General features: G+C 60.0%; 10 protein-coding genes and 1 tRNA gene. 8 read left to right on the top strand and 3 right to left on the bottom strand.

Features of this window, described 5'->3' with window-relative positions; translation table 11 throughout:
• Nucleotides 1-95 precede the first annotated feature (95 nt).
• A tRNA-Ser gene (locus AB4O09_RS16155) sits at nucleotides 96-183 on the bottom strand.
• A 124-nt stretch (nucleotides 184-307) separates the two neighbouring features.
• On the opposite strand from AB4O09_RS16155, the gene AB4O09_RS16150 reads away from it, so the two are divergent.
• The gene (locus AB4O09_RS16150) at nucleotides 308-979 is read left to right on the top strand and encodes a Bax inhibitor-1/YccA family protein (RefSeq protein WP_003201763.1); all 672 of its coding nucleotides are present in this window, start codon (nucleotides 308-310) and stop codon (nucleotides 977-979) included.
• A 614-nt stretch (nucleotides 980-1,593) separates the two neighbouring features.
• A complete protein-coding gene (locus AB4O09_RS16145; protein ID WP_003199432.1) occupies nucleotides 1,594-2,556 on the top strand; it encodes an IS110 family transposase in 963 nt (320 codons plus the stop codon).
• A gap of 578 nt (nucleotides 2,557-3,134) precedes the next feature.
• Here the strand turns inward: AB4O09_RS16145 and AB4O09_RS16140 are convergent.
• Both AB4O09_RS16140 and AB4O09_RS16135 read right to left on the bottom strand, forming a co-directional pair.
• A complete protein-coding gene (locus tag AB4O09_RS16140) occupies nucleotides 3,135-3,413 on the bottom strand; it encodes a DUF1652 domain-containing protein (protein WP_003201764.1) in 279 nt (92 codons plus the stop codon).
• A 193-nt stretch (nucleotides 3,414-3,606) separates the two neighbouring features.
• Nucleotides 3,607-5,070 carry an MFS transporter gene (locus tag AB4O09_RS16135; RefSeq protein ID WP_027913047.1) on the bottom strand — a complete coding sequence of 488 codons (1,464 nt, stop codon included), beginning with the start codon at nucleotides 5,068-5,070 and terminating at the stop codon, nucleotides 3,607-3,609.
• A 131-nt stretch (nucleotides 5,071-5,201) separates the two neighbouring features.
• On the opposite strand from AB4O09_RS16135, the gene AB4O09_RS16130 reads away from it, so the two are divergent.
• The 6 genes from AB4O09_RS16130 (at nucleotide 5,202) to AB4O09_RS16105 (ending at nucleotide 13,024) form a co-directional block, all read left to right on the top strand.
• Nucleotides 5,202-6,107, top strand: coding sequence for a LysR family transcriptional regulator (locus tag AB4O09_RS16130; RefSeq protein WP_027913048.1), 906 nt, complete (start codon nucleotides 5,202-5,204; stop codon nucleotides 6,105-6,107).
• Between the two features lie 332 nt (nucleotides 6,108-6,439).
• Nucleotides 6,440-7,897 carry a serralysin family metalloprotease gene (locus AB4O09_RS16125; RefSeq protein WP_003201770.1) on the top strand — a complete coding sequence of 486 codons (1,458 nt, stop codon included), beginning with the start codon at nucleotides 6,440-6,442 and terminating at the stop codon, nucleotides 7,895-7,897.
• Between the two features lie 55 nt (nucleotides 7,898-7,952).
• Complete coding sequence (locus AB4O09_RS16120) at nucleotides 7,953-8,390, top strand: AprI/Inh family metalloprotease inhibitor (protein WP_371916703.1); 438 nt, start codon at nucleotides 7,953-7,955, stop codon at nucleotides 8,388-8,390.
• Between the two features lie 139 nt (nucleotides 8,391-8,529).
• On the top strand, nucleotides 8,530-10,329 hold the full coding sequence (locus AB4O09_RS16115; RefSeq protein ID WP_028236894.1) for a type I secretion system permease/ATPase: 1,800 nt from the start codon (nucleotides 8,530-8,532) through the stop codon (nucleotides 10,327-10,329).
• Nucleotides 10,326-11,660 carry an HlyD family type I secretion periplasmic adaptor subunit gene (locus AB4O09_RS16110; protein WP_028236893.1) on the top strand — a complete coding sequence of 445 codons (1,335 nt, stop codon included), beginning with the start codon at nucleotides 10,326-10,328 and terminating at the stop codon, nucleotides 11,658-11,660. The genes AB4O09_RS16115 and AB4O09_RS16110 overlap by 4 nt, the downstream gene beginning before the upstream one ends.
• Before the next feature lie 14 nt (nucleotides 11,661-11,674).
• Complete coding sequence (locus AB4O09_RS16105; protein ID WP_003201779.1) at nucleotides 11,675-13,024, top strand: TolC family outer membrane protein; 1,350 nt, start codon at nucleotides 11,675-11,677, stop codon at nucleotides 13,022-13,024.
• Nucleotides 13,025-13,061: the final 37 nt, after the last annotated feature.

Here is a 13,061-nt window from a genome sequence, read left to right as displayed (position 1 = left end):
TTGCCATAGCTGTGTCCAATGTTGAAGCCGCAATTGGCATTCTGAATGCCAGACACGAAAAAGCCCTGAATAATCAGGGCTTTAACGTTAGAAGATGGCGGAGGCGATGGGATTCGAACTCATGGACCTGTTACAGTCGACGGTTTTCAAGACCGTTGCCTTAAACCACTCGGCCACACCTCCGTATTGCGTTGCGGGCGCCATAATACCCGAATGAAACACACTGTCAAACTCTCTACGTAGCTTGTTACAGAGCGTCTGTTATGATCCTTGCCACTGAATGTTTCAAAACCGGAGGAGTGTCGCCATGCGCGAACAGGATTACGCAGTGAACAACAGCGTGCAGGCTGAGCAGCTAGAGGTTAGCCGCGTCCTGCGCAACACTTATGGCTTGCTGGCCCTCACACTCGCTTTCAGCGGTGTGATGGCCTACGTCGCGCAACAGATGCGGGTGGGTTACCCGAACATCTTCGTCGTGCTGATCGGTTTCTACGGCCTTTTCTTCCTCACCAACAAACTCCGTGATTCGGCCTGGGGCCTGGTGTCGGCTTTCGCCCTGACCGGCTTCATGGGCTTTTTGCTCGGCCCGATCCTCAATCGCTACCTGCAAATGCAGGGCGGCGCCGAAGTGGTCAGCTCGGCCTTCGCAATGACCGCACTGGTATTTGGTGGCCTGTCGGCCTACGTGCTGATTTCCCGCAAGGACATGAGCTTCCTGGGTGGTTTTATCACCGCAGGTTTCTTCGTGTTGCTGGGGGCGACGCTGGCCAGCTTCTTCTTCCAGATCAGCGGCCTGCAACTGGCGATCAGCGCCGGCTTCGTGCTGTTCTCGTCGGTCTGCATCCTGTACCAGACCAGCGCCATCATTCACGGCGGCGAGCGTAACTACATCATGGCCACCATCAGCCTGTATGTATCGATCTACAACCTGTTCGTCAGCCTGCTGCAGCTGTTCGGCCTGATGGGTCGCGACGACTGATTGCATTCGTGATGGGTGAGAAGCCCGCTTCGGCGTGAGGCTGCTCACATACAAATAACGGCGTTTTTTCAGAAATGAAAGACGCCGTTTTTTTTCGTTTTTAGGTGCATTTTTTTGGAGGGCATATCCGTTTCTGCGGTAACGGCTGCTTAGGGTTCCGCCCTGACGGCGGCTCACTTTTGAAAAACCCGGGAGCCGGCCCAGTCAAAAGTAAGCAAAACGCTTTTGCCCCACCACTCGATGTCTCGCCTAGGCTCGGCATCCATGTCGAGGTGCCCACTGCGCAATGCCTGCGTTCGGCCAGCGTGGTTTAACGGGGCTCTCAGATCAAGATCCAAAGCAAAGCAAGAGCGGGACATGGGGCATGTCCGGCATCCATGTGGCTGAGTCACTGCTATCGCGAGCAGGCTCGCTTGTATGTTTAGACTTGAAGGGGTGGGCGGGACTAAAAGCTCGATTCCGACTCTAGCCAGTACGGACCGTGGGAGACTTCTCGTCCCGCCCTTTCTACCCAAAGCGCCAATAAGGAATTCATCGGTAAACCGACGATAGAGACAAGCCAGCGCAAAGGTAGACCCCGACAAGCACCTAAACCCTAGCTCCGAGGATTCGTCATGACAATCCTTACCTCGCAGACGGTTGTTGGTATCGATATAGCCAAGGCCGAAATTGTTGTTTATCGCTCTGATCTGCAAGCCATCGACACTATCAAGAATGATCGAACAGCCCTCAAGCGCTGGCTAAAAACGTTGCCCACCCAAAGCGCTCTTGCCGTTGAAGCCACCAATATCTATCACCTGGATACCGTCGAGCTGGCTCACGCGATGGGTCATCAGGTCTATGTCGTGGATGCTTACCGGGTGAGCAACTATCGTCGCGGCATCGGCCAAAGAGCTAAGAACGATCCTTGTGATGCCCGTCTGCTGGCGCGGTATTTGACCAATGAACAGCACGAACTGCGGCTCTGGAACCCGCCACCGAAGGCTTACACGACATTAAAAAGCCTGCTTCATCGGCGCGCGACGCTGGTCAAGAATCACGCCGGTCTTATGTTGAGCTGGGCCGACGAACCCTTGTTAAAAAAAGCGCTGATTGCTCAGCAAAAAGCGTTCAAAGAGGCGATTCAGGCCATCCAGAAGTTGCTACAAAAAGTTAGCAAAGAGTCGGGAATTGAGGCGAATATCGACCGCTGCAAAGCCATCGAAGGCGTTGGTGAACTGGTCGCAACTGGGTTGGCGACGAGTTTTATGCGAGGTGATTTTGCGGACAGTGATGCATTTATCGCGTTTTTAGGGATGGACCTGCGGGTCGATGATTCTGGAAAAAAGAATGGTCCCCGATACCTGAGCAAAAAGGGGGATCCAGAAATACGCCGATTAGCTCATATCGCTGCAATGACGGCATGTCGCTCGCCTAGATGGAAACCGTTTTATGAGTCGTACCTGGTCAGAGGCTTCTCAAAAACCCAGGCATTGGTGGTGCTTGCTCGCAAGCTCTGCCGGGTGGCATTTGCCTTGATGAAAAATCAGAGCGAATACCAGCCGAAGCCTATGTTGCAGGGTTGCCCTGCAACATAGAATCTCCCACATTGGATCTTCGGCAGACACAATATTCGTGTGCTCCCGGAGTTCCTTTGTGGGAGCGAGCTTGCTCGCGATGAGGCCCGCAGCCCAACATCCCTGTAACTGACCCACCGCCTTCGCGAGCAAGCTCGCTCCCACAGGAGAAACGCGATCACCAAGAACCAGGTCGGCTGTTAGGCCGCCTCGGCGTGGACGTTGATCTCGGCGCCCCGTTAACCACGATGGCCGAACGCAGGCATTGTGGAGTGGGCATCCCGGCATGGATGCCGGGATAGCCGCGGCCATGGATGGCCCTTCGCGGCGGCCCACGGAGCAATGCCTTCGTTCAGGCATGCCGAGCCTAGGCGAGGCACCAAGTGGTGGGGCAAAGCGTTTTTGGTTACTTTTGGCGCTCTTCCAAAAGTGACCCGCTGTAAGAGCGGAACCGCCAGCAGCCGTTACCGCAAAAACGGATATACACACCAAAGCAAGTAAATCCCGAGCCCCCTCAAAAAAAAACGGCACATCCCCTTGGAAAAAGAGAGGTGCCGCTTTTGGAACCTAGGTGAACGGTATCGCCACATGAAGTGGACTTAAGAGGCAAACCGCCGCAACCCCACCGGTGGCACAAAGGCTTCCAGCTCGGCCTCCACCGCCTCGATTATTCGTTCAACATCCGGGGCATTCATCACAGTTGCGCAGGGGATACCCGCAATGGCGATCATGGTTTCGCCGCTGGCACGGTCAAACAGCCGGGCAACCATGCTGCCAGGCGCATCCATGCTCGCTTCGAATCCCATGGGATGGAAGTGCCAGCGCATCAACTGGCAAGCGTTGGGGAACGTAACCTTGCTGAAAGATCCTTTATTCATGTGTTGCCCGCCTTCTTCAATCGAGCGCTTCCTTTTGCTCATGTCAGGAAGGAAGAGCCATCATGGCTCTACCAGTGAGAACTAAAAATAGCACCTGAAAATGAAGCTCATGTGGATTTTTTCAGTCCGTTTTGCGATTGGTTCACTTTTTTTGATCTGGATCACGACTTAAGCGGCAATGTCCAGAATGCCATCACGCTTGGCTGGGGTTGTCCCGAGGCTTGGGCAATGGCTCTGGCACGCGGCTTTTCCAGGCGATGAGCAGGGCCAGGGTCATCATCGCCAGGGCGACGGCGAAGGTCATGTGCAGACCGTTCGTCACGGTCGCAGGGCTGGCGTGGGTGATGTCATTCGTCGCTGCCGCTGCCGCAAACACCGCGCCGAGCACGGAGGCTCCGGTGAAGAAACCCAGGTTGCGCGACAGGTTGAGCAGCCCGGCGATGACGCCTCGCCGCTGGGCAGCGACATCGGCCATGACTGCTGTGTTGTTGGCCGTCTGGAAGAATGCGTAGCCGAGGGTCGTCACCACGATAGCCGTGAGGTAGCCGACGATGCCAAGGGCAGGGGGAACCAGTGACAGCATCAGGCAGCCGAGGACCATGGTTGCCAGGCCGGCGAGCCGCATGGGCTGCACGCCGAAGCGATCCGCCAGGCGTCCGGCAGGCACTCCGGCCAGCGCCGCGACGGACGGCCCCGCGGCCAGCGCCAGCCCCACGAAGGCCGCCGGCAGTCCGAGGGTGATGGACAAGTAAAAAGGCCCGACCAGAAGCGTCGCCATCAAGACCGTCGCGACCAGGGCGCTCGTCGCCAGGCCTGATACCAATTGCTTGTCGCGAAAGACTGCCAAGGGAATCAACGGCGATACGGCCCGGGACTGGGCCCGAATGAACAGTCCGCCGCCCACGAGCGCGATCAGCAGCAGCGCAAGATTCAATCCGCCAAAGTTTCCGTGTTCGGAGGTCATGGCCAAGGCATAGGCGGCGAGTGTCATTGCCAACAGCAATGTACCGGTCACATCGAAGCGGACTCCTTCGGGCTTCAGCGGCACTTCACGCACCGGTAGCGAATACCACGCCAGCCCTAGCGTCAGCAGGCCGAGGGGAATGTTGACCAGGAACAAGGCCGGCCAACCGAACCCGCTGATCAACATACCGCCAAAGGACGGTCCAAGGGCTGTGCCCACTGCCGACAGCGTTGCCAGCAGGCCCATGGCGCTGCCGGTTTTTTCCTGATCGACCGTTTCGCCAACCAGCGCCAGGGTCAGCGCCATCATGATGGCGGCCCCCAGGCCTTGCAGCGCCCGACCTGCGACCAGCAGCCAGAGCGAGGGCGCCAGGCCGCATACCGCCGATGCCAAGGTGAACAGGGCGATACCGACCAATAGCAGCTTGCGCCGGCCCATCAGGTCTCCCAAGCGGCCGACACTGACAATCAGCGTGGTGATTGCCAGCAGATAGGCCAGCACCACCCATTGGACCTGCTGGAAAGAGGCACCGAGCGCCTCGGCCAGCGTCGGCAGTGCCACCGAAGCCACACTGGCGCCAAGGGAGGCCAGCAGTGTCGAGAGCGCAAGGCTGGCCAGGGTCCGGCGAGGTGAAAAGGGCTTGAGCGTGGGCGCGGTTGCCGGCCGGTTCTGTTGCGTGTTGACGGGTTTCATCGTGTCACCTGTATCGTGGCGCTCGAAACGGAGCTGTCAGAACGTTACGCCTGGGCATAACATGGCGGAAGACGCAGCATTTGCACGTTATAGCTGCAGCAAACGCCATCTCCTTAATTCGAGCTACCGCCATGTCCTCACCTGACCTCAATCTGCTCGTCACCCTTGATGTGCTGCTCTCGGAAGGCAGCGTGGCCAGGGCCGCCCGGCGCTTGCAGCTCAGCCCGTCGGCCATGAGCCGGGCACTGGCGCGGTTGCGTGAAACCACCGGTGACCCGCTGTTGGTTCGGGCCGGGCGAGGGCTGGTGCCGACACCCCGCGCGCTGGAGTTGCGCGAACAGGTCAGCCACCTGGTGCAGCAGGCCCAGGCGGTGCTGCGGCCAGTGACGACCCCGGATCTCGGGCGCTTGAGCCGAACTTTCACGTTGCGCACCCGCGAAGGGTTCGTGGAAAACTTTGCCATCGACCTGATCACTCGCATCCATGAGCAAGCGCCCGGCGTGCGCCTGCGTTTCGTGGAAAAGACCGACCGCGACAGCACGGCGCTTCGCGAAGGCACCGTGGACCTGGAGACCGCCGTCGTGGACAAGGACACCAGCCCCGAACTGCGAACCCAGGCCTTGTTCAGCGACCGCTTGATCGGCGTGGTGCGCGCGGGACACCCGCTGAGCCAGGCAACGGTGAGCGCCGCCGGTTATGCCGCAGGCGGGCATGTCGGTGTGTCGATGCGCGGCCTGGATCATGGCCTCATCGACCAGGCCCTGGCGGCGTTGAATCTGTCCCGGGAAATCGTCACCACCGTGCCAGGCTTTTCCTCGGCGCTGGGGCTGGCCCGCTCGAGTGACCTGATTGCCAGCGTGCCTGAACGCTACACCGCGAGCCTGAGGGTCGGCCTGCACAGTTTTACGCTGCCGTTTCCCGTACCTGGGTTCACGATCGCCATGCTCTGGCATCCGCGGATGGACGCCGACCCTGTGCATCGTTGGCTTCGAGGTTGTCTGCGGGAAGTGTGTGCACGTAAAACCGTTGAGGTTTAGTAGATATTCATTAATAGCATTTCGCTGGCACTTAGTTGGCGAAAGTGCGACGCCGTGCGCAAATTGCTAGTTATCGATATTTAATATTTAAATAGAATTTTGTCCGACAATCCGCAACTCGGGCAATTGAGCGTGGGCACTAACGAGGCAGAACCCTATTATTTATGGGCGTTAAGGGTGGGGCGTGAAATTGAACGAAAAAAATTGCTAGACGTTTGATTTCCAATTGTGTCAGGTTTCTTACGTCCTCATTGGGCGAGTGATAGGACGATCTCGCCAGAGATTGTCTGTCTGACTAAAACTGTTCCATTTGCAAACAAGGAAGTATGTTTATGTCGAAAGTCAAAAGCAGCGCTATTGATTCTGCCGAACAACTCCTCTGGGCGCCGCAATCATTGGCAGCTGCCAGTAGTGCGTTCAACCAGATCAATAGTTTCAGCCACCAATACGACCGGGGCGGTAACCTGACTGTCAACGGCAAACCGTCGTACTCTGTCGACGAGGCGGCCACTCAGTTGCTGCGCGACGGCGCGGCTTACCAGGACCGGGACGGCAGCGGCAAGATCGAGCTGACCTACACCTTCCTCACTTCCGCCTCTTCCAGCACCATGAACAAGCATGGAATCAGCGGCTTCAGCCAGTTCAGTGCGCAGCAGAAAGGCCAGGCGGCCCTGGCCATGCAATCCTGGGCGGACGTGGCCAACGTCACCTTTGCCGAAAAAGCCAGCGGCGGCGATGGTCACATGACCTTCGGCAACTACAGCGGCGGCCAGGATGGCGCGGCGGCGTTCGCTTATCTGCCAGGGACGGGTGCCGGCTATGACGGGACCTCCTGGTACCTGATCAACAGCAGCTACACCCAGAACAAGAACCCGGACCTGAACAACTACGGCCGCCAGACCCTGACCCACGAAATCGGTCACACCCTCGGCCTGGCCCACCCGGGTGACTACAACGCTGGTGAAGGCAGCCCGACCTACGATGACGCCACTTATGGCCAGGACACCCGTGGCTACAGCGTCATGAGCTACTGGAGTGAAAGCAATACCGACCAGAACTTCAGCAAGGGCGGCGTCGAAGCCTACGCATCCGGTCCGCTGATGGATGACATCGCGGCCATCCAGAAGCTCTATGGTGCCAACACCACGACCCGTACCGGCGATTCGACCTACGGTTTCAACTCCAACACCGGACGCGATTTTCTCAGTGCGTCTTCGTCGTCGGACAAAGTGGTGTTTTCGGTATGGGACGCGGGCGGTCGCGACACCCTGGATTTCTCCGGTTTCACCCAGAACCAGAAAATCAACCTCAATGACGCCTCGTTCTCCGATGTTGGCGGCATGGTAGGCAACGTCTCCATCGCCAAGGGTGCCGTCATCGAAAACGCCATCGGCGGCGCGGGCAGCGACTTGCTGATCGGCAACTCGGTGGCCAACGAACTCAAGGGCGGCGCGGGCAACGATATCCTTTGGGGGGCCGGCGGTGCAGACAAGCTCTGGGGTGGCTCGGGGTCGGACACATTTGTGTTCGCCGCCAGTTCCGATTCGCGGCCGGGAGCGACGGACCAGATCCTCGATTTCGTCAGCGGCCTGGACAAGATCGACCTGACCGGTATCACCAAGGGCGCGGGCCTGCACTTCGTGAGCGCGTTCACCGGGGCGGCGGGCGATGCGGTGTTGTCGACATCGGCTGGCAACAGCCTGCTGTCGGTGGACTTCTCCGGGCACGGCGTGGCTGACTTCCTGGTCAGCACCGTTGGCCAGGCAGCGGTCTCGGATATCGTGGCCTGATGTCCATGTCCCGCGGGGGCGGCTGCCCCTGCGGGACGCCGGCCAGGATGAAAAAATGCGTAGAAAATTCATGCCCAGTAGCGTTCAGGCAACCGCCGGGTTGCTCGCTACGCTGATGATGTTTTGTGGAGAAGTCGCCATGGCGCGCAGCCTGTTGTTAGCAGAACCCTCGCAGTTGGCCGGTCAGTGGCAGGCTGTCTTGTCGAGCCCGCAGGACAATGCGCAAACCCAGGCGATGCAGGACAAACCGTCCAACAGTTGCCTCGTCGAACTCAAGGTGGACCAGACCCTGGGCGGGCAAACCGATTGCCTGGGCCAATGGTTGGGGGATGAACCGGTTCGTTGGTTCACCGAACCCGACGGACTTTCCCTGATCGGCAAACAAGACTCCAGGACTCACTTGGGGCTGCGTCAGGGAGATCATTATCAAATGACCTTGAAGTCCGGTTTGATACTCAGGCTTGAGCGGAATAAATCCCAGAGTGCTCATTAACGAGTGAGTACAGTTGAGCCTTGATCGAGGTGCGCTTGTTCAAACAGGCGTGCGTTTCGGTGTGGGCCGAATTGAAAAACAAAGATTGGTAAGTTGAATAACGGGCCCGTTCGCGGGCAAGCCAACTGCAAGGAAGATCATGAATAGGGTAAGGAGCGTTGCCGCGGCGCCGCTGTTTAAAGCGCTGGGCGATTATAAAAATATTCTGATCAGTGTTGGATGTTTTACCGCGCTGATTAATGTCCTGATGCTCGCACCTTCGATTTATATGCTCCAAGTGTATGACCGCGGGTTGTCATCACAGAACGAGACCACGCTGGCGATGTTGTCATTGATGGTCGTCGGCTTCTTCGTATTCATCGGGCTGCTGGAGATGGTCCGCAGCTTCGTGGTCATCCGCATCGGCAGCCAGTTGGAGAGACGCTTCAATCTCCAGGTGTACAAGGCCGCGTTCGAGCGCAATCTGCGCCAGGGTGAAGGCAACGCCGGGCAATCCCTGGGCGACCTCACGCATATTCGCCAATTCCTCACCGGGCCGGCGCTGTTCGCTTTCTTCGACGCGCCGTGGTTTCCCATCTATCTGCTGGTGATCTACCTGTTCAACGTGTGGCTCGGCGTGTTTGCCTCCATCGGCACGCTGCTGCTGATCGGCCTGGCCTGTCTGAACGAGGCCATGACCAAAAGAGCCTTGGGGCAGGCCAGCGTCTACTCGCAACAATCCACTCAACTGGCTACCAGTCATTTGCACAACGCCGAGACGATCCAGGCCATGGGCATGCTCGGCGCGCTGCGCAGCCGCTGGTTTGCCGTGCACTCCCGGTTTCTCGGCCTGCAGAACCAGGCCAGCGACACCGGCGCGGTCATCAGCTCCTTGAGCAAGACCCTGCGCCTGTGCCTGCAATCGCTGGTGTTGGGCTTGGGCGCACTGCTGGTGATCAAGGGCGACATGACCGCCGGGATGATGATTGCCGGCTCGATCCTGATGGGACGGGTATTGAGCCCCATCGACCAGTTGATCGCCGTGTGGAAGCAGTGGAGCGGCGCCAAGCTGGCTTATCGGCGTCTCGACGCGCTGTTGCAGGCATTTGCGCCCCAGGATGACGGCATGACGCTGCCAGCACCCAAGGGCCAGGTGAGCTTCGAGCAAGTGAGCGCAGGGCCACCAGGGCAACGCAACGCGACGCTGCAGCAGGTCAGCTTCAGCTTGGCTGCCGGGGAAGTGCTCGGCGTGCTGGGGGCGTCCGGCTCCGGCAAGTCCACCCTGGCCCGAGTCCTGGTGGGTGTGTGGCCGACCTTCGCGGGTACGGTGCGCCTCGACGGGGCCGACATTCATCGCTGGAATCGCGAGCAACTCGGCCCGCACATCGGCTATCTGCCCCAGGACATCGAGCTGTTCAGTGGCAGTATTGCCGAGAATATCTCCCGGTTTCGCCAAGCCGATCCGCAAAAAGTCGTTGCCGCCGCGCAGCAGGCCGGGGTCCATGAGTTGATCCTGCGCCTGCCCCAGGGCTATGACACGGTGCTGGGGGAGGACGGCGGTGGTTTGTCCGGCGGGCAGAAACAACGGGTTGCGCTGGCCCGGGCGATATACGACCGGCCGAGCCTGGTGGTGCTCGACGAACCCAACTCCAACCTCGACACGGTTGGCGAAGCGGCGCTCGCCAGTGCCATCGCGCAGATGAAGACCCAGGGCACCAGTGTCGTGCTGGTCACTCATCGTTCCTCGGCACTCGCCCAGGCCGACAAGTTGCTGGTGCTCGACGAAGGCCGGCTACAAGCCTTCGGCCCAAGCCAGCAAGTGTTGCGGGCGCTTTCCGGCCAGTCGGGCCAACAGGACAACGCGCCGCGCAGCTCACCGCCGAACAGTCCCCAGACGGCCCCCAACGGACTGAGCATGAGTCGCCAGTACCAGGCTGCCAGCAAACCGGGTGGCACATGAGCAAGGAACTCGACATGAATCTCGAACATTCTCAGGACGTTGAGCACCCGGAGCGCGACGCCCGCTTCTTCACCCGCATGGGCTGGGCGCTGGCGCTTGTTGGCGCGGGCAGTTTTTTTACCTGGGCCAGCCTGGCGCCGCTGGACCAGGGCATCCCCGTGCAAGGCACCGTGGTGGTTTCAGGTAAGCGCAAGGCGGTGCAATCGATGAGCAGCGGTGTGGTCAGCCGGATCCTGGTGCGCGAAGGCGAAGTGGTGAAGCAGGGTCAGCCGTTGTTCCGCCTGGACCAGACCCAGGCCGCCGCCGACGTGCAATCGCTGCAGGCGCAGTACCGGATGACCTGGGCAAGCCTGGCGCGCTGGCAAAGCGAGCGAGACAACCTGTTGCAGGTGAGTTTCCCGGCTGTGCTGAGTCGCGATCCCGACCCACGCCTGGCCCTTGTGCTTGAAGGCCAGCGGCAACTGTTCAGCAGCCGCCGCGAAGCCTTCGCCCGGGAGCAGGCTGCGTTGCGCGCCAACATCGAGGGTGCGGCGGCGCAACTGGCGGGCATGCGTCGGGCCCGCAGCGACCTGACCGCCCAAGCCGAATCCCTGCGCCTGCAACTGGGCAACCTGCAACCCTTGGCCGACAACGGCTACATCCCGCGCAACCGATTGCTGGACTATCAACGCCAACTGTCGCAAGTGCAGCAGGAACTCGCGCAGAACAGCGGCGAAAGCGGGCGAGTGGAGCAGGGGATCGTCGAGTCGCGCCTGAAGCTGCAGCAGCATCACGAGGAATACCAGAAAGAGGTGCGCAGCCAATTGGCCGACGCCCAGCTCAAGAGCGAAACCCTGCAACAGCAATTGAAATCCGCCGGATTCGAGCTGCAACACAGCGAAATCCTCGCCACCGCCGATGGCATCGCCGTCAACCTGGGGGTGCATACCGAGGGCGCGGTGGTACGCCAGGGCGACACCTTGTTGGAAATCGTCCCCCAAGGCACGCGGTTGGAGGTGGAAGGGCATTTGCCGGTGCACCTGATCGACAAGGTCGGCCCGCATTTGCCGGTGGACATCCTGTTTACCGCCTTCAACCAGAACCGCACGCCAAGGGTGCCGGGGGAAGTCAGTTTGATTTCCGCCGACCAGATGCTCGATGAGAAGACCGGCGCGCCGTATTACGTCCTGCGCAGCAGCGTCAGCGACGTGGCGATGGACAAGCTCAACGGCCTGGTGATCAAGCCCGGCATGCCGGCCGAGATGTTCGTGCGCACGGGCGAGCGCTCGTTGCTCAACTACCTGTTCAAACCGCTGCTCGACCGAGCCGGCTCTGCGTTGACCGAAGAATAAGGATGTCCGGCGGTATGAAGCGTTTCTATTGGCTGGCCGTGCTGGCCGTTTCCGTGTGCAACAACGCCTGGGCCATGGGGCCCTTCGAGTTCTACGAGCAGGCCCTGCGCAATGACCCGGTCTACCTGGGCGCGATCAAGGAGCGCGATGCGGGCCTGGAAAATCGCGCCATTGGCCGCGCCGGGCTGTTGCCGCACCTGGGCTACAGCTACAACAAAGGTCGCAACCAATCCAAGGTCACGTACCTCAACGATCGCGGCGCCAGTCAGCATGACGATCGCAACTACAGCAGCTACGGCTCCAGCCTGACACTGCAACAACCGCTGCTGGACTACGAGGCGTACGCGGCCTACCGCAAGGGCGTGGCCCAGGCGCTGTTCGCCGACGAAAGTTTTCGTGGCAAGAGCCAGGAGTTGTTGGTGCGGGTGCTGAGTTATTACACCCAGGCGCTATTCGCCCAGGACCAGATTGACATTGCCCTGGCCAAGAAAAAGGCGTTCGAGCAGCAATTCCACCAGAACGAGCATCTGTTTCGCCAGGGCGAAGGTACGCGCACCGACATCCTCGAGGCGCAGGCGCGCTATGAACTGGCTATCGCCGAAGAGATCGAGGCGCGCGATGAGCAGGACGCCGCCTTGCGTGAACTGGGCTCGCTGATTGGCGTCCCGGCCCTGGATATCGGCGACCTGGCCCCGTTGCACGACACCTTCCAGACCTTTGCCTTGCAACCGGCCAGTTTCGACACCTGGCATGAGCTGGCGGTGAGCAATAACCCCAACCTGGCATCCCAGCGCCAAGCGGTGGACGTGGCGCGTTTCGAGGTGGAGCGCAACCGCGCCGGGCACCTGCCCAAGGTCAGCGCCTACGCGACGATGCGCCAGAACGAATCGGAAAGTGGCAACACCTACAACCAGCGCTACGACACCAACACCATCGGCCTGGAAGTCAGTGTGCCGCTGTACGCCGGTGGCGGGGTCTCGGCGTCGACCCGCCAGGCCAGCCGCAATATGGAACAAGCCGAATACGAGCTGGATGCCAAGACCCGCGAGACGCTGATCGAATTGCGCCGCCAGTTCAGCGCCTGCGTGTCCGGGGCGAACAAACTGCGCGCTTATCAGAAGGCCCTGAGCTCCGCTGAAGCACTGGTGGTCTCGACCCGGCAAAGCATCCTTGGCGGCGAGCGGGTCAACCTCGACGCACTCAATGCCGAGCAACAGCTCTACACCACCCGCCGCGACCTGGCCCAGGCCCGTTACGACTACCTCATGGCCTGGACCAAGCTGCATTACTACGCCGGCACCCTCGGCCCGCAGGACCTGGCGAAGGTGGATGAGGCGTTTGTGTCCCGGGCGCCAATTCAATGATCGGCGCTTTGTCTTTGTGGCGAGGGGATTTATCTGT

This window comes from Pseudomonas sp. H1_F01 (assembly GCF_054681425.1).
The sequence above is the reverse complement of the archived record's forward strand: the minus strand, read 5'-3'. Positions and strand labels throughout refer to the sequence as shown.

Excerpts from the sequence above, each read along its gene's own strand:
- AB4O09_RS16145 (WP_003199432.1), top strand. The coding sequence starts at position 1,594 with ATGACAATCCTTACCTCGCAGACGGTTGTTGGTATCGATATAGCCAAG.
- AB4O09_RS16110 (WP_028236893.1), top strand. The coding sequence starts at position 10,326 with ATGAGCAAGGAACTCGACATGAATCTCGAACATTCTCAGGACGTTGAG.
- AB4O09_RS16130 (WP_027913048.1), top strand. The coding sequence starts at position 5,202 with ATGTCCTCACCTGACCTCAATCTGCTCGTCACCCTTGATGTGCTGCTC.
- AB4O09_RS16105 (WP_003201779.1), top strand. The coding sequence starts at position 11,675 with ATGAAGCGTTTCTATTGGCTGGCCGTGCTGGCCGTTTCCGTGTGCAAC.
- AB4O09_RS16150 (WP_003201763.1), top strand. The coding sequence starts at position 308 with ATGCGCGAACAGGATTACGCAGTGAACAACAGCGTGCAGGCTGAGCAG.
- AB4O09_RS16120 (WP_371916703.1), top strand. The coding sequence starts at position 7,953 with ATGCGTAGAAAATTCATGCCCAGTAGCGTTCAGGCAACCGCCGGGTTG.
- AB4O09_RS16125 (WP_003201770.1), top strand. The coding sequence starts at position 6,440 with ATGTCGAAAGTCAAAAGCAGCGCTATTGATTCTGCCGAACAACTCCTC.
- AB4O09_RS16115 (WP_028236894.1), top strand. The coding sequence starts at position 8,530 with ATGAATAGGGTAAGGAGCGTTGCCGCGGCGCCGCTGTTTAAAGCGCTG.
- AB4O09_RS16135 (WP_027913047.1), bottom strand. The coding sequence starts at position 5,070 with ATGAAACCCGTCAACACGCAACAGAACCGGCCGGCAACCGCGCCCACG.
- AB4O09_RS16140 (WP_003201764.1), bottom strand. The coding sequence starts at position 3,413 with ATGAATAAAGGATCTTTCAGCAAGGTTACGTTCCCCAACGCTTGCCAG.